Below are 17,689 nucleotides of genomic sequence, written 5' to 3'. Positions count from 1 at the left end.
CAATATATTGAATAAGCGTGTTCATATAACCATATAAAACTTTCCATAAGTTCTACGGAGGCTTAAACAGTTTTAAATAACTTATAAAAAGTTATAAAATTTTTATTGACTTTATAATTTTTTCATGCTATATTTAATTTAAGGAGGAATATAGCATGAGATATTATAGCATTCATGAATTTTCCAAATTAATCAATCGAACGCCACAAACTTTAAGAAATTGGGACAAAAGTGGAAAATTAAAACCACATCATACTGGCTCAAACGGCTATAGATATTATTCTCACGATCAACTTAAAGAGGTACTTGGTATTAAAGAAACTAGTCAAAAAGTGGTTGGTTATTGCAGAGTTTCTTCTAATAAACAAAAAGATGATTTGCAAAGACAAGTTGAAAATATGAAAAAATATTTAGAATCGTTAAATGTTGAATATGAAATCATTCAAGACATTGGTAGTGGGATTAATTACAAGAAAAAAGGTTTGCGTCAACTAATCAAAATGATAAATAACAAAGAAGTAGATAAAATAGTAGTATTCTATAAAGATAGGCTTCTTAGATTTGGTTTTGAATTGGTTGAGTATATGGCAAACCTTAATGGGTGTGAGATTGAAGTTTTAGATAGCACTGAAAAAACAGATGAACAAGAACTTGTAGAAGATTTAATACAGATTGTTACAGTATTTAGTTGTAGATTACAAGGAAAACGTGCTAATAAAACTAGAAAGTTAGTAGATGAATTAATTGAGGAAAATGAGGAGTTGCTAAATGATAAAGTCAATAAAAGTGATGTTGAAACCAAATAATAAGCAAAAAACTAAATTATTTCTATATGCGAATACAGCTAGATTTGCTTATAATTGGACAATTGCAAAGCAACAAGAAAATTATCAAAATGGTGGTAAATTCATCAATGATTCAACTTTGAGAAAACAGTTTACTCAAATGAAAAAACTTGATGAATTTAATTGGTTGAATTATGTAAGCAATAATGTAACGAAACAAGCGATTAAAGATGCTTGTGATGCTTACAAACGATTTTTTAAAGGACTATCAAAATATCCAAAATTCAAGAGTAAAAAGAAATCTACACCTAGTTTTTATCAAGACAATGTGAAAATTAAATTCACAAAAACACATGTAAAAGTAGAAGGATTTGCTTCAAGTAAGAAGTCGAATAAACAAAAGATAAATTGGATTCGATTAGCTGAGAAAGGACGTATTCCATTTGGTGAAAATGTTAAGTATACGAATCCTCGATTTACATTTGATGGTTTGAATTGGTGGGTATCTGTTGGAATAGAAACAGATAGTGATTATTCTCCTTCAAAAACAGAAGGGATAGGTATTGACTTAGGAATAAAAGATTTAGCTGTTTGTTCTGATGGTAAAGTTTATGGAAATATTAATAAAACAAAAAGAATTAGGCAATTAGAGAAGAAAAAGCGTAGGTTGCAACGCAAAATATCAAGAAAATATGAAAAAGGAAGGGAGGGAAACCGTTACAGGAAAACCAACAACATTATAAAAAGTGAAAAGCAACTTTTAAAAGTTTCACGAAGACTAACGAATATTCGTCATAACTACATACATCAAATCACTTCTGAAATCGTAAACAGAAAACCAATGTTTATTGTTTTAGAAGATTTGAATGTAAAAGGTATGATGAAAAATAAACATTTAGCTGAATCTGTTCAACAACAATGTTTCCATGAATTTAGAAGACAAATTGAATACAAGTCAAATTGGAATAATATTCGCTTCATTTTGGCGGATAGATGGTTTCCAAGTTCTAAGTTGTGTTCTTGTTGCGGAAAAGTTAAAAAAGACTTGAAGTTATCCGATAGAACTTTTGAATGCGAATGTGGAAATATTGTTGATCGAGATTATCAAGCGTCTATAAATCTTAAAAAATATGGTGAAAATGTTTTAGAATCTGCATCTTAACAATGCAAGTTAATGCAGACATGTACCGATTCGTTAGTCGGGAATTTACGACTTTGGAGTGTTACACCAAATGCAAGTAGCGATCTGTTTAATAGATAGACGTGAAAGCAGACACGATGAAGAAGTAATGAAACATAAAAGTTGTAGGAAATTATAACTTTTTATAAGTTTTCTGTAACGGTATTCAAAATAAAGACAAGGACTGTAATCGGGTTAATAAGTTCTCTTATTGTATGCGTTTATGGGGTGTATCGCTTGTTTCTTGAAACACCGTCATTTCATTCACTTGTAATTCCTTTCACTTTTGCTATTTCTGGTCTTATTGGCATCATTGGATTTAGTGTCGAATTACGGAAAATACATTCCAATTAAACGAATTTTAATAAACAAAATTCGAGTAGAGATGGGGCGTTTCTAACCCTTTTCACCACAGAACGAAAGAGCTGTACGCGTAGATCTTCGCATACAGCTCTTACTTTTTTATCTTGAAAGTCTTGGAATGAGAGACATTAAAATAATATTGTCTGTAGTGTTAACAATGTTTTATGGTTCCGTTATTCTGAAATCTTCATTCCTTATATTGATCGTAAAAACACTTGAGTTCATTTTTGTACTGTTTATGCCAAGGCTTGTCTTTTCCGCAATAATGGATTAAAACGGTGTTGCGGCGAATCCAGTCGATAGTGTGTTTTCGCTTAGGGATCAGTTTCGAAAGTTCATAATAGCGGGCATCGTAATTGTATTTCAGGCTGTCTGCCGGCTTGATTTTATCCCAATATAAAGCATTCAATACGTCTTGGTCTGGGAGAACGAGTTTTAATTTGTTTTTTTCGATAAACTGGTAGATCTCTTCGATATTCACTTCTTTTCGGATAGACGCCATGTTCATCAACAACACACCTGTATTAAAATAGCCCTTCGCATTTGGTGTACGCAACCGCAATTTGTTGATTGCCCGCGCCATTTTAGCAGAATGTTCGTGCTCGGCAGCGACAAATAAGCAATTTTCAAAATCGGTCCAATAAAAATCTGTGATCGGATTAATACAAACAATATCCGGATCAAGATACAATATTCGATCGACATCCTCCGGCAAAAATTGATAAGCGGCCAGCCGATAATACATTTCGGATGTGTAGTGCCGAAATACAGGTGCATCTTGAAACCATTTCGAATCTACGAATATGGGAGTGAAACGATGTCCTTTTGAGAATATGTATTGCTCCAAAGTTTTTATGTCTTGATCCGGTATGTCGGAATATAGAAGATAGATGGAAAATGACTCGTTTTTGTTGTTGCAGAACAGTGAATGTAATAGTACTTTCAGCGGGGGTAAGTAATTGGCATTCAGTGTCACAAGAATGTTCATCATGTGCATACACCCTTACGAATTTACCTTTATTAAGAAAAACAAAACAGTCTTATATCATTTTATTATAAAATGAAAATTTTTTCATAGATGAGAACTAATCTAATATGGGAAAATCGTTTGTTTTGAACGAGAAAAGGGGAGTATAGACAAGGGGATCCGGGGGCATTTTATTTCTTTGGTTTCTAAATTATTTTGGAAAGTTGAAAAGGTTCTTTTTAACCGTTCATAGATTGAAAGAAGATTGTGAGATTTGTTCATTCATAAGGGGTCATAAGTACCCCTTCAGCAACAGCGATAACATAGTGTTTTTCATGATATGGAAAAGATATATTAGATTCATAATGAAAGAAAGGGGCAAGCCGCGCCCCTTTCTTTTCAGCGTATAAAGTTAGCGTATGGTTTCCTTTAGTTTGTTTCTGATTTCGTCGGCTGCAGCCGTCATGTTTTTTAAAGAGGCAATCGCTTCTTTTTCACTTCTTGTTTTTAAACCGCAGTCAGGGTTAATCCAAAATTGGCCGGGATCCAACACTTGTAATGACTTTTCAATAATAGCGGCCATCTCTTCTACAGTTGGTATTCGAGGGCTGTGGATGTCATAAACGCCTAGTCCGATTCCTTTGTCGTACGTTTGTTTTTCAAAGACAGGGATAATTTCGCCATGGCTTCTGGATGTTTCAATTGAAATCACATCCGCATCCATTTTGCTGATGTCTTCTAAATAAGAAGCAAAATCGCAATAGCACATATGAGTATGAATTTGCGTTGTATCTTGGACTGTTGAGGTGGTGATTCGGAATGCCCGCACGGCCCAATTCAAATAGTTTTGCTTGTCATGATCCTTCAAAGGCAATCCTTCCAGCAAAGCGGGTTCATCTACTTGGATCATCGCAATGCCTGCTGATTCTAATGCTTCCACTTCTTTTCTTAAAGCGAGCGCAATTTGTTCGCATACTTCTTGACGAGATTTATCATCGCGAACAAACGACCAGTTTAAAATCGTCACCGGTCCCGTAAGCATCCCTTTTACAGGCTTGTCCGTTAATGATTGTGCATAGACGCTTTCTTTCACGGTCATCGGCTGTAAAAATTCTACGTCGCCGTAGATAATAGGGGGACGGACACAGCGTGAGCCATACGATTGGACCCAACCATTTTCGGTAAAAGCGAATCCTCCCAGTTTCTCCCCAAAAAACTCCACCATATCGGTTCTTTCAAATTCACCATGAACCAATACATCCAGTCCTATCTCTTCTTGTAGACAAATCCATTTTTCAATTTGCTGCTGAATAAACTGTTCGTACTGCTGTTCATTCCATTCGCCTTTTTTCCATTTTTGCCTTGCCTTGCGGATATCAGCTGTTTGCGGAAAACTGCCGATAGTCGTTGTCGGAAGAATGGGGAGGTCGAACGCTTCTTTTTGGACGGATTGGCGAATGGAATAAGGCGATTTTCTTTTCGCTGATACATGTTGTAAGTTTTTTTGAGCATGCTGTACACTTTGGCGATGTCTTTCCGAATGGTTTTTCCATGTTTGGATGATTTGTTGGTTTTCTTGAAAATAAGCGTCGTCCACCCCGTGTTGATCTCTTGCCAGGAACACAATTTCGGTTAATTTTTCATCCGCAAAAGCCAACGATTGTTTGATGATTTTGTCTAATTTTGTTTCGTTCTTCGTCGTTACCGGTACATGAATTAAGCTGCAAGAAGGTTGAATCCACAGCATCGATTCCGGAACGACAGAAGTGATCTTTTCAATGAGATGACGTTTTTCCGCTAAATCAGACCGCCAGATGTTCCGTCCGTCAATGATGCCAGCCGCGAGCACTTTATTGTCGGGAAAGTCGTGAGTAAGCAGTGATTCTAAGTTGTTTTCGCCGCCATGGACAAAATCGAGTCCGACTCCTTGAATCGGCAAGTCCATAAGCTCTTGGTACCAATCGACGGAATCAAAGTATGTTTGCAGCATAATTTTTAAGTTTGGTGCCGCCTCATGCAATTGATGATAAATGAACTGGATCGTTTTCATTTCCTCTTTGGAAATAGAAGTAACGAGAATAGGTTCATCGATTTGCAGCCATTCTACCTTTTCATTTTGCAATTCCTGTAAAATTTGTTCATAAAGAGGAAGAAGCTGCAAAATAAGGGCAGGGAGCTCTTTTTCCTTATATCCTTTGGACAGTTTGATGAAGGTATATGGCCCGATCAGTACAGGTTTTCCTAAGATTCCAAGCTTCCTTTTTGCTTCTTGGTACGCTTTCAGCGGCTTGTTTTCAATGAGTCTTGGTTGGGCGTTGTTCCATTCAGGCACAATATAATGGTAGTTTGTATTGAACCATTTCGTCATTTCGCAAGCATGCGCAGTGTCGCTGCCGCGCGCCATGGCAAAATAAACAGAAAGGGGAATGTCATTTCCTTTCCAATTAAATCGTTCCGGTACTAATCCAAACATAGTTGCCGTGTCCAACATTTGATCGTAAAACGTAAAATCGCCGACGGGGATAAGGTCAATCCCGATTTCATGCTGTTTTTTCAAGTGTTGATGCCGAATGGATTCCATCGTCTGTAGAAACTGGCTTTCATCCACTTGGCCTTTCCAAAATTGTTCCAATGCTTTTTTCCATTCTCGATTTTCACCAATACGTGGATAACCAAGATTGCTTGATTTCATGTGTTTTTTCACTCCCTAATTAATTTCCCCAAATAAAAAGGCATTTCTAACGTTCGATAAGGAGTTAGAAATGCCAAAAAAAGGGTGTAAAATACCCTGTTTTTTCCATTCATAACACCTCCCTATCTCCCGTAGGTAAAAGCAGTGTTGTCAGAACAGGCAGGTCTCCTGACTTAAGGGTCATCGCTTTTTGCCGACCTTCCCAGCCTTTTCGGCCAGTGGCTGCATCGGCATTGCTCGCCTCTTACAGTGGCGGGACCGTGCCGGATTTGCACCGGGCTTCCCTTTTCATCCAAGGACAAAAATCGTCTTTGGAACCTGTTCCCACAATATTAAATTGTAAAAAAATAATTTATATTATAAATTATAGAAAAACAGTAACGTCAAGATATCATGATCGGTGGTAATTGTCAAGGGAGCAAAAAATAGGAGAGTGAGGGTTCACTCTCCATCGAAAGTAGGATCTGTTAAGCATTTTTTCAATCGATTTCAGAATGGTTCGTTAAAGTTTAATGAGCCGGTTTTTTTTCACCCAATAAAAAGATCTTTGTTACAATCCGAGAAATTAAGAATGTGATCAAGTATACGATCAAAATGTGAAAATAGTTCACCCCGTCAAATACGACTAATAAACCAAGGCTGGCCAAAATCGGTTTCACGATAAAAGCGAATACACAGGCGGTAAGAAAGGAATAGAGATAAAAATTTTTATTGTGATTCAACGTCCATTGATAGACGAGCATAAAGACGACCGGAACAAGGGAGGCATCCAATGAAAAACTAGGAAAGTAAGGAATGGCTTCATAGGGATATCCCCATAATCTTGTCCTTACCCCGTATGTATCAATATATGCAAACCAAGCATGTATATTAAAGCCATAAAATCCAATTAAAAAAATTTTCTCTCTGTCTATCGTAAAAGCTAAAACAATTAAGGGAACGATGAGCATTAACACAACCACCCAAAATTGCCATGTATGAAAACTGGAATATTGTGCCCAATAGTCTGCATGTAAGATACTTACTTTTTGTTGTAATTTTGTTACATAATCGAATAATTGCTGTTGATGTTGGTTCATAAAATCCCACCTTCCTGTTCGTTTCTCTATATTTATGGTTACCTAAAAGACGAAAAATATACGACATGCACTAAGGAAATCATAATTAGATTTATTAGATCTTTGATCCCACATGAATCATCTTTTTTCTCGTTGCAGATGATGGAAAAGTAGAATTGGGAATAAGAAATAAAAGGAAAAATTACCACCGCAAAGAGAAGATTTCGAAGGTTGAAATGAACTCTCCGCTTCCCTATCCGGATTGAACAGATCAGGAAAAGATGTTATATGGTCGTTATGGGAATGAAGATCAACTACGGATGACTTGGCGTAAGAACAACGGCCCCAAAGTACCGATTAGTTCCACTAACCATCGGGGAGGATGAAAAAACTCCCCTGATGGAATTTTTATTTTATACAAATCGGCATTTTATAGCCCACAGCTTGAAAATTGGAAATGGAGGGGGGAAACTCTACGGTTTTCAGCCCGCATTTGCCGTTTGGATTAAAGGCTTTCAAGTGATGAACGTGGATATTTTGAACTCCGGCACCAATCTGAATGGCCAGAGGAGCGGACTGGCGGATGGTTGAATGGCGAATGGTGACGTCATCTGCCCGCTGTGGACCGCCAAAGATCTTAATATCCGCACCCGCTGTATGGAAATTCCGTATCGACACATGATTCAACACGATATTGCGCGCCCGATACTGAATGGCGATCACAGGATTTCCCTTGTAGTCATAATCCGGGTCGCCTATTAATGTAAAATGGTTGATGACTACGTTCCGATAGGCAGAAACAACCAGTCCCCTGGGGGAAGAATGCTGATATAAATCTGTATAGATCGGCGCGATTGACACCATCATTGTCGCCTTTATGTTATAAGCCGTCTTTGATTCGGGATCCGAGATTTTATGGTGTCCGATATGACGGAAGTTATAAGAACGGTTATCGTGGACGGATAAATGTCCGATGATGTAGATGTTGGATGCTGCCGAAGCATTGTGGTGGGCTTTAATTTCTACGCCGCCGAAGCATCTTGACGTCGAGTTATGGACGAGCCATATGTTTCTGGATCCATCATCCACTTCGATGCCGTTGGAATTGGATATCCCTTTTGGATGGGCTCTTCCGCTTGGATCGCACATGTGGCTGTTGGAAATAAAAACGTAGTCACTGTGATGAGTGGTGATTCCATCATCGCCAAACCCATATCCGTTTAATTGGTCAAGCCAAATGTACCGGCTTCGGCCTCGGGCGCGTTTTCCGTCTCCTGCGTAATGATAGCGGGTTGAGGACACATCAAAACAATGCAGGCCGGGGTTAATGGCTTCCACCTGTTTGACCCATCCATATTTGACATTGGCGAATGTGAAGCAGCTGGAACTATGCCCGCCCGCGCTCGTACGCTCCGTGTTCCCGAGCCGTTCTATATTCCAGTCTAAACTCATCCCTTTTACCAAAATATGGTGATTTCCTTTCCGATGATTGGCATTTGTCACTAATCTTGTCTCGATGGGGGCATCGGGATGAAGCTTGATGGTTGTGATGCCTTTTCCTTTTCCGATTAAGCATGTCCAAGAAGGCAGTTTGATTCCTTTTGTTAAAAAAATACCTTCCGGCACGTGCACTATTACCCGCCCGTTCCCAATCGCTTTTTGAAACGCTTTGGTATTGTCGGTTTTTCCGTCTCCTATAGCTCCGTAATCTAACACATTTACGATCCTATCAATCTTGGACATTAAATGGATGTATTCTTGATCTAAAAGGTTTTTCCATATTGGATAAACAAAACCGTTCTCATCAAGATCTGTCTCCCATGAAATATCGTTCCTTTTTTGGACAGGTAAAAAGTTTGTTGTTTTTTTGATGACAGAAAGCACAGAAGCGGTGAAAGGATTTCGTTGCTTTCTCTTGTTGCTATATCGATCAAAAAGTTCATCGGTCTCCTTGATGACATTTTTCAAATCTGTTTTCGTATCCAAAAGGTTTGCAATCAAATCTTTATTTTTGATAGGATCGTGATTCTTATCTAAGCAAAGCAATGTTTTCACTCCCTTGAAAAACTTGGCGACAAGGTTCATGTATTTTGTAGTATTCTCCATTTGGGCTTATATAACCTTGTAACAAGAAGAAGGATTATTTTGTTTTCAAGTTGTATTCATCCTTTAAAATACTTTCTTCTTGTTTTAGGAGAAAATCAATTCATAAGCTTATACCCGTTTTCTGCCGGAAACATATATTGACAAAAGCGGTTCATTTGCGGACATTTGCTTTTTTTCTCGAACAAACCGATTGCAAGACAGTTCCATAGTTTAAGAATCGACGTGTACACGGTTGCTGACAGAGAAATTTGACAAGAATGATCAATAGGGAATGTACGTTTTTTAGCGAGCTGTTTTCAAATGTAAATTTATTTCATTTTATATGCCTTATGAGAGGGAGAGTTCAACCAGCAGCGATCAAGAAAAGAATCATCGCCGTTTCAAAAAGATGGTGGGAAGAAGTCCATATTATAAGAATAGGGGATTATGTTTATGTTGAAAAAATGGTTAGCAGCAGCTTGTATCATGATTTTGACATTATCGGGATGTGCCGGCAGCGGCAAAGAAAATTCACGGAATGATCGAGACCGAATTCAAGAAAAAGTTTCCGACACGGACAAACACGAAGTACGATATCGTTACCCGTTGACTGGGATCTGGACCAATCAAAAGCCTAGTGATCGCGCAGTGGCTGTGGTCATAAATAATCATCCGAAAGCTCGGCCGCAATCAGGGCTTCAATCAGCTGATATTGTGTATGAAGTGCTGGCCGAAGGTGATATTACTCGGTTTCTGGCCATTTTTCAAAGCCAAAAGCCCGATAAAATAGGGCCTGTCCGCAGCGCGAGAGATTACATGATTGATTTGGCGAAGGGCTACGATAGCCTGTTTATCGCTCACGGCTATAGCCCGGAGGCGAAACAAATGCTCCAATCGGGCTTGATTGATAATCTGAATGGCATTCAGTATGATGGCACTTTATTTAAACGGTCAAAGGACAGAAAGGCGCCCCACAATTCCTACATCACCTTTGAAAACATTCAAAAAGGAGCTGCCGAAAAGCAATTCAAAATGACTCCTGCGCCCAGGCCGCTCCCTTTTTATACGGATAACGAATCGAAGCATCTTTCCGGACGCAAGGTAGAGAACGTTCATATAGCTTATTCCAAATATTCACTTTTTAATGCAGATTATCGGTTCGATGCTAAATCGAAAAAAATGGAACGCTATTCCGGTGGAGAGCCAACAATGGATGCAGAAACGAAAAAACCTGTTTTAGTGGATAATCTGTTGATTATCGAAACGATCCATCGTGTTATTGACAGCAAAGGGCGGAGAGAGATTGATTTAACTTCGGGTGGAAAAGCCTATTGGATTCAACGGGGCGTGTGCCGAGAAGTGGAATGGAGAAACGAAAACGGCAGGATTTTGCCGTACGAAAACGGGCACTCTCTTCCATTCGTTCCCGGCAAAACATGGATCAATATTGTCAAAAGCCTCGATTCCGTTTCCTTTTCATAGGCAGCATTGAGCTTCATTTATAAGGGAGGCTTTCTTCAAAAATGGGAAAGCCTCGGCAACCTTTTTAAATAAAGCTTAAAACGGAATCACCTGGATGATGACGGCTACGATGATCATGACAATGGTGGAACCACATGCCCATTTTAAGAAGGCTCGCTGCAAATCGCCGAATTCTTCGCCGACCATTCCAACCAGTAAATAGGTGGATGGCACCAGAGGACTTAATAAATGAACGGGCAGGCCTAAAAGCGAGGCTCTTCCAATAGCCTCAGGATCAATTCCATAGGCGGAGGCTGCCTTTGAAATTAACGGAAGGACTCCAAAATAAAACGCATCATTGGACATAATGAACGTAAAAGGAGCGCTTAAAATCGCTGTTATAATCGCAAAGTGGGGACCCAAAGCTTCCGGGACGTGGGATATCAATGCATTTGCCATCGCATCAATCATTTTCGTTCCCGATAAAATACCTGTGAAAATTCCGGCTGCAAAAATCATGGACACAACCGATAATGCGTTTCCTGCGTAAGCAGCAATTCGCTCCTTTTGATCTTCTAAACGAGGATAATTTACGATAGCGGCAATCGCAAAACCCGCCATAAACAAAATCGGAGTTGGAAGAATTTCCAGAATTAATCCAATTAATAGAGCAACAGTTAACAAGGCGTTGAACCACAGCAGATGTGGACGTTTATTGGAATCTTCTTCTAAAGCTGCTGCTTGCTCGACTAGAGTGCTTTGATCGATCTCCATAATACCGATTCGTTTTCGTTCTTTTTTTCCAAGCCAATAAGCCATCAATAAAACAAATATTACTCCTCCTATCATAGAAGGGACGATCGGTGTAAAGAGATCAGAAGTTTCCAGATTTAATGCACTCATTGCCCTGGCTGTCGGTCCACCCCAAGGGAGCAGATTCATTACGCCTGATCCGGAAACCGCAATGCCCGCCAAAATAAGCGGCTTCATGCCAATTCGTTTATAAAGCGGCAGCATAGCGGAAATCGTAATCATATAAGTGGTTGTGCCGTCTCCGTCCAGCGAAACAAGAAGTGTCAATACAGCTGTCCCGATGGCGATTTTTAATGGATCGCCTTTTACGACTTTCAGGATTTTGGCAATGATGGGATCAAATACTCCGGCGTCGATCATGAGTCCAAAATAAAGAATGGCGAATAAAATCATAATTCCGGTTGGAGCGACACTTTTAACCCCGTCAAGCGCCATCGTTCCAATGTCTTTTCCAAATCCGCCTATGAGAGCAAAAAGGATCGGGATGATCATCAAGGCGATCATGGCTGAAAGCCGTTTTGTCATAATGAGAAACATAAAGACAATGATCATGAGGAAACCTAGTACAGCAAGCATCTTATCACCTCAAGCAATGTTTTTTATTAAGTATATCAAATAGGGGGAAGTTTAGTAATCGTTTTCAACGAGAAAATTAAAGTGTTTTTAGAATATTTTGTTTTTTATTCGCGATCTCAAAAAAACCGTATTACCACTAGTGCCTCTCATATAAAGCTCAAGTCCTAAATATTATGTAAATCTCTTGATAGACTAACTAGGATGGATGACATGCAGTATGGTTTTAGAAAATCCAGAAAGTTTCTCTAGCAGTCGCCTTCTCCGACAAAATATCATGATAGAAACGTTTGCGACTAATTCTTACTCGGCTCTGGATTCCACGTTCTCCTTGACACGGCGAATAATTTATCCCACTCTCTTAAAATTGGAGACTCCTGATTTTTGATTGAGCGTCTTGATTTTTCGTTCCAGCCATGCAGATGTATATCATCACAATATCTATTTTTTGGGAATTAATCTTATCTTGAAAGGGGAAAAGTATTCGGCAACGATGTAATAGCAACAGCCATTTCAGATCTTTAACATTAAAGGTGATTCGTACCATTTCCACGAAAAAGAAAAAGCAGTCATTTATCCTTCGTGGTTGTCGAATTAAACGTTCATAATGTGGGGAATATCATCTCGTTGAAATTGGGTAATTTCAATCGTTTTGTGACAACTCTTTTATTTACTTTCGCAAACAACTAGGCATTGTTCAAGAAATACATTTCTCCATTGCCTGATCTGATTCAAGTGAATCCCATTGAGAGAGGAATTTCATTCATCGTTTTTCCCTTTTTAGGACCTTTAGTACGAGCTGGAATTTATAATCTGTTGTATATCGTTTTCTCCATAAACCTACTTTAACGCCTCCTCATTTCGTGTCTAGTTTTATGGGGGGACTATTATAAATTGTTTTAACAACATCTTGCCTTTTTTAAGCAACAACAAGACTGTTTTTTTATTTAAATTCGAATTTTCCTGCAATTATATAGACAAATTTTGTTATTAAAACTATTTTTTTGGTATGAAACATAAATTGTTTTTTATCGCAATGTTTGCAAGAAAAACTGAGATAATTTTTCTTGATGAACCATTTACAGCGTTAGACCAAAAATCCCAGGAAATAGCGATAGATTTATTAAAAACATATAGCAAAAATGGGGGAGCGATTTTATTTGTTAGCCACTTGAAAGATTTACAGCGTGAACTAGCAAATAAAATTTATTTAATGTCAAATGGAAAATTAAAGGAGATGTAGCGATGAGGATAATGTATTCTATTATATTTATTGTTTCTTTAATTATAATTGCATACTTTTCTAAGACGAATTATATAAATCAAACGTCAGGAAAAATAATTGTAGCAGTTGCTTTTGGTTTTTTAGTTTCGTCAATTTTAAATATTTTTAAAAAAAGAAAATGATGCGGTTTTCTGAAATCTTTCCCTTTCAGACAAGTTAGTTTAGTATACAATAACATCATCTTCATGAATAAGATTTTTCTGATGTACTGAATGTTAATCGACTACCAAGGTTGTCGATGTTTCTAAACCAAGATGATGTGACCCGACACCAATTGCACGGCGAGGAGATAATGGATTTGGAAAATGAAGTTCCAAACGAGTCTTCCGTGATTAGGTCATCTTTCGGGCAGACACCCCTATTCTTCACCATTTTCATTCGTGCTGGTATTAGAACTTGTTCACTTCGTTGGTATAGTTGAAACAATTCGGTGGTGAACTTCCATCTCTTATTCGTGAAACGCGCCAACTGACATGGATACGGACTGTTTCGATAGACTTTATGTTTATCCGTTTGTTCATAACGGAGGGCACCAGGCTGTTCTTTTGTTTGCGCCTAGAGGATTAATTAGGGATTTATTCCAGCAGATTCCCCCATCCTTCGTCGATAATCCGTGCAAAAGTCTATCTTTTACGGGAATATGATATTGAGCCATTGTTGCATACCACCTTATATTTGGCGGTTATTGTTTATTCTATCAAAGGGAAGCAACATGGCTCTTTTCTTATTTCTCTTTTTACACAATTATACGACTAAACTGGATCTTGTTCTGATTGTTGGGGTGTAATTGTTAGTGGAAATTTACAAAAGGTATCTTAAACAAGTCAATAGCCATCTACTCACACGTGAAAAGAGTTGGGGGCTGACCGTTACAATACTTTCCGAACATCAAACAATTCACTGACAATAAATCCGGACTGAGGAAAATGCAATCCAAGCTGCCATGCTCCGACTCCTCTTAATCGATACCTAGGGACTAATAAAAGCTTCGCTACGCGTGCTCGGGCATCTTCATACCAGACAATATGCCTTCTCCCATTTTCATCGCGGAACGTAAAATGGGGCTGTTGGTATTCATTTGAATACTGGATGGGCACTTGGTGAGAAGAGGCTAGTTGTATGGCCATGTCAACCGAAACAGCACGGGCGCTTTGGACGCTTCCGTTTGACATAGTCCATTCATATCCGTAACGCGGAAAACCTAGAATGATTTTGTTTGAAGGCATTTGGTTGATGGCATATTCTATGGTTCTTCGCACTTCTTGAATAGGGGCAACAGGTCCTGGAGGAGAATCAGGAGTATGCCAATCGTAAGCCATGATAAACGTGAAATCAACAACTGATCCAATCCCTCCGTAGTCGTATCCTCTCAACCAAGGAATTTGATCGTCCGTTTTTGCTGGAAGGGCGACAGAAAGATAATAACGGCCGCGATCTTTCAAACGTTGATTTAAAATCCGAAGAAATCCTGTAAATAAGTCTCTTTCTGTTTCAGCCACTCTTTCAAAGTCGATGGTCACCCCTGAATAATTTTTTTGTGTTACAAGCGTGACAATTTCATTCACAACCCTGTTTCGGATCTGCGGGTTTGACAATACTTGGCGGATCAATGCTGAGCTGAATCCTTCTGAAGTTAAATTCGTAATGGTGGCAAGCGGGGCTACCCGAAACGAGCGAGATGTTTGAATGGTATAACGATCATTTAAGGTGCTTAAAGCGACTACGGGCAAAATGTGATATTCAAACATGGCAAAATACGTACTGATGGGAGAAAAAGACCTGATCAGCTGTTCATCTTCCGTAGGTGTACCAGGATAAATAAAACTTAAATCTTCAGTTGAATATTTGGGGTGCGATGGTAAATAGAGGCGCATTCCCGGATAAATGACATCGGAAGTTAATCGATTGGCAGCTCGGATCGTTTGAACAGATAAAAATGCTTTTTGAGCGATGGTATAGAGAGAATCTCCCGGTTGAACAATGTAGGTGGAACTTGGAACAACTATATCTTGGCCGGGGACTAAACCTCCCGGATATACCCCGTTTATTTCTTGCAGCCTTTGAAAAGAAACCCCGTAATTTTGAGAAATCGAATAAAGTGAATCTCCGGGCTTCACGACATGGATAAAAAACATGGCCTCTTCTCCTTTCATTGTATAAATATGTTCAGAAAGAAAAAACATGTAATGATTTTGGCAAAAGCAATGATTCTTCTTGTATTGTCAAATGAATGCGAATTCAAGGAGAGCGGTATGACAAACATGATTTTTTAGAGACTTTTTAATCTCATGTCTTCGTGTTTACGTTCATGGAAGGCTAACATGTTGAAGAGTTTTACGTACAATCTTTCTTTAGTTTGCTGAAGCAATTTAGGCGAATCCAAACCAATGACTTTATAGGAGAGATCTTTTGTTTATGGAAATTTAGTCATATTTTTACTGTTTTTATATATTTTTTACATAATAGATATTTGAATTTTACAAATCGTCTTTAATCTATTAATAGATTTTCTTTCGTGAAAAAGATCGAAAGTTTTACTTGATTTTATTTCATGCAACAGTTGGATTTAAAAGGTTCACTACTGATATTCAGCGCCGGGAAGGAAACGAATGATATGCGGCAAGCATGCGGCCTTGCCATAAAGCAAACCGATATCATGCTTGTCCGACAGTGGCTATTATCGGTTTTCAACAAGATTTCACTGCTGTAGAAATATGTCTTTTGCTGCAATTTTTAACAAGGTAGTTGCTTGACCTTTAAAGATATGGAACATGACGTTGACAACAGCTACGAACGCTCCAGCCATTGCGAAAGAAGAGAGGACAAAAAATCGTTTCATTCCCAGTGCGTTCATCCATTCAAAATGAAAGGCTGGCACATAAAGTTCCAGCCTCTTCTAATGTTTTGGCAAGATCGCTTTCGTTTTAGATGCCGCTTTTTCTTTCTACTGTGGTGATGAAATAGGGGGTTATAAAGGGCTGCTTTCATTATAATGTGGAAGCGAGTATGTTGGATTTTCCGTTTTTCTACTATTATATATGTCATGATTTGAATTTCCTGTTGTGATAAGATTTTTGGATGAGAATAGGTATTTTAGCCCCGTCCGATTATCGAAGCAAAAAAGGAAGGTTAGTTATTTTGTCCTAATGGTCATATCGATGAAATGCCTAGTGTCATTGGTGCTGCTTCATAGCACAAACGTTAGCTTATTCAAAAATGATGTTGAAAAAAATCAAAACAAAAAATCTTGGCAGCAGATGTCGAAACGTCTGTTTACAGCCGACATTTAGATCACTAAGTGGATTCGTGGCTATTTTTTTCTAATCCGCATTTTTGTAGGGGAATCGATTAGGTGATTTTTAGAGTTGAATGACAAGAAAAATTCGTCTTGAATAACTATCCTCCCGTTAGTGGCGTTCACGCAGCAAACTAAAGCCAGAGACAAAGGTTCTGTTCTAAGACCGAAACAAATTTTTTTTGTATTTATGAGGGATGGCGAAAGGGATAATCTCGCACAGGTATCAGGTTTTGATCATTTATTCTTGATTTCTTGCTAAAGATGGACGAACAGCACGGTAGACACGGTATCCTAAAATGTTTTGATACAAACGGGAAAGATTCATATGTTCATGAAGCAATTCTTCCACTTGGGGATCCACAGGGTCTGAGATTTGATACTCCGGGTAGTCATCTTTTTCTGGAGAGTTTTTTTGAAGTTCCGATTGAACGGTGTTGGAAAAGATAACGGCAGCTTCGGCAAATCCGGAACGATGCAAGTGTTGGATCCATTCGGTCTCTAAAAATACGTTGGAAATTCCGTAAACTCTTTTCATGTCCTTCAATTCCAACGGCTGGAAAGGTTTTTCTGCTGTCATTTCAATCATCAATAAAACTCCGCCTGGTTTTAACACTCTACAGTATTCTTTTAGAGAATCTGCAATGTTTGTAAAAGCCGTAACGGATTCGGAAAGCACAAAATCAAAGGAGGCATCTGAAAAAGGAAGGCTTTCTACGTTCCCTTGAATCGCATGAACGGGAAGTCGTTCATCGGAAAACCTTTGTTTGGCTTTTTGAATCATTGTCGGATGATTGTCTAAAGCCGTGACCGAACATCGAAAAGATTTCGAAAGAAAGGCGGCCGTTTGGCCCGTCCCGCAGCCAGCGTCCAAAATTTTTGACCTCCGGCTGATGTTCTCCTTCTTCAGAATCTTTCTCGTTAACGCCAGCCCCCCCGGATGAGCACCGCCAATTCCATAAGCGGCAAGAGCGTCTTGATATGTTGGTTTCACTATTTTCACCCCGTTAGCGCAAAATATATCATCATGCTATGAAGAACAGCCGCTTAGAGTGATACGTTTTGCGGATGATCATTTAAAAGGGCCGTAACATTGGTTTGCAGTTTTCAGCCATAACGTCCGCTGTATGGC

11 protein-coding genes and 1 riboswitch are annotated in these 17,689 nt (G+C 38.8%); of the genes, 4 read left to right on the top strand and 7 right to left on the bottom strand.

Going from position 1 to position 17,689, the window contains the following annotated elements; all coding sequences use genetic code 11:
• Nucleotides 1-155 precede the first annotated feature (155 nt).
• Both BSM4216_RS15475 and BSM4216_RS15470 read left to right on the top strand, forming a co-directional pair.
• Nucleotides 156-806, top strand: coding sequence for an IS607 family transposase (locus tag BSM4216_RS15475; protein ID WP_048624295.1), 651 nt, complete (start codon nucleotides 156-158; stop codon nucleotides 804-806).
• Entirely contained in the window at nucleotides 769-1,947 is a 1,179-nt protein-coding gene (locus BSM4216_RS15470) for an RNA-guided endonuclease InsQ/TnpB family protein (RefSeq protein WP_048624294.1), read from the top strand. The genes BSM4216_RS15475 and BSM4216_RS15470 overlap by 38 nt, the downstream gene beginning before the upstream one ends.
• Nucleotides 1,948-2,515: 568 nt before the next feature.
• Here the strand turns inward: BSM4216_RS15470 and BSM4216_RS15465 are convergent.
• From BSM4216_RS15465 to BSM4216_RS15450, 4 genes are all read right to left on the bottom strand, one after another.
• Nucleotides 2,516-3,319 (bottom strand): glycosyltransferase family 8 protein, encoded by an 804-nt coding sequence (locus BSM4216_RS15465; protein ID WP_048624293.1) that lies wholly within the window; start codon nucleotides 3,317-3,319, stop codon nucleotides 2,516-2,518.
• A gap of 388 nt (nucleotides 3,320-3,707) precedes the next feature.
• The gene (gene metE, locus BSM4216_RS15460) at nucleotides 3,708-5,987 is read right to left on the bottom strand and encodes a 5-methyltetrahydropteroyltriglutamate--homocysteine S-methyltransferase (RefSeq protein WP_048624292.1); all 2,280 of its coding nucleotides are present in this window, start codon (nucleotides 5,985-5,987) and stop codon (nucleotides 3,708-3,710) included.
• Nucleotides 5,988-6,128: 141 nt separating this feature from the next.
• A riboswitch (cobalamin riboswitch) is annotated at nucleotides 6,129-6,324 on the bottom strand.
• A gap of 172 nt (nucleotides 6,325-6,496) precedes the next feature.
• On the bottom strand, nucleotides 6,497-7,066 hold the full coding sequence (locus BSM4216_RS15455; protein WP_048624291.1) for a CBO0543 family protein: 570 nt from the start codon (nucleotides 7,064-7,066) through the stop codon (nucleotides 6,497-6,499).
• Nucleotides 7,067-7,453: 387 nt separating this feature from the next.
• Complete coding sequence (locus BSM4216_RS15450) at nucleotides 7,454-9,130, bottom strand: glycosyl hydrolase family 28-related protein (RefSeq protein ID WP_082142363.1); 1,677 nt, start codon at nucleotides 9,128-9,130, stop codon at nucleotides 7,454-7,456.
• Nucleotides 9,131-9,583: 453 nt separating this feature from the next.
• Here BSM4216_RS15450 and BSM4216_RS15445 point away from each other — a divergent pair, with 453 nt between their 5' ends.
• The gene (locus tag BSM4216_RS15445) at nucleotides 9,584-10,612 is read left to right on the top strand and encodes a DUF3048 domain-containing protein (RefSeq protein ID WP_048624290.1); all 1,029 of its coding nucleotides are present in this window, start codon (nucleotides 9,584-9,586) and stop codon (nucleotides 10,610-10,612) included.
• A gap of 75 nt (nucleotides 10,613-10,687) precedes the next feature.
• Here the strand turns inward: BSM4216_RS15445 and BSM4216_RS15440 are convergent, their stop codons facing one another.
• Nucleotides 10,688-11,980 carry a CitMHS family transporter gene (locus BSM4216_RS15440; protein ID WP_003354904.1) on the bottom strand — a complete coding sequence of 431 codons (1,293 nt, stop codon included), beginning with the start codon at nucleotides 11,978-11,980 and terminating at the stop codon, nucleotides 10,688-10,690.
• A 1,018-nt stretch (nucleotides 11,981-12,998) separates the two neighbouring features.
• On the opposite strand from BSM4216_RS15440, the gene BSM4216_RS15435 reads away from it, so the two are divergent.
• Nucleotides 12,999-13,220: a P-loop NTPase family protein gene (locus BSM4216_RS15435; protein WP_053083266.1), complete on the top strand. Its 222-nt coding sequence runs from the start codon at nucleotides 12,999-13,001 to the stop codon at nucleotides 13,218-13,220.
• Nucleotides 13,221-14,131: 911 nt separating this feature from the next.
• Here BSM4216_RS15435 and BSM4216_RS15430 read toward each other — a convergent pair.
• Both BSM4216_RS15430 and BSM4216_RS15420 read right to left on the bottom strand, forming a co-directional pair.
• The gene (locus BSM4216_RS15430; RefSeq protein WP_048624562.1) at nucleotides 14,132-15,397 is read right to left on the bottom strand and encodes a glycoside hydrolase family 18 protein; all 1,266 of its coding nucleotides are present in this window, start codon (nucleotides 15,395-15,397) and stop codon (nucleotides 14,132-14,134) included.
• Nucleotides 15,398-16,798: 1,401 nt separating this feature from the next.
• Complete coding sequence (locus BSM4216_RS15420; protein WP_048624288.1) at nucleotides 16,799-17,551, bottom strand: class I SAM-dependent methyltransferase; 753 nt, start codon at nucleotides 17,549-17,551, stop codon at nucleotides 16,799-16,801.
• Nucleotides 17,552-17,689 lie beyond the last annotated feature (138 nt).

The organism is Bacillus smithii (assembly GCF_001050115.1).
Classification (GTDB): Bacteria; Bacillota; Bacilli; order Bacillales; family DSM-4216; genus Bacillus_O; species Bacillus_O smithii.
The sequence above is the reverse complement of the archived record's forward strand: the minus strand, read 5'-3'. Positions and strand labels throughout refer to the sequence as shown.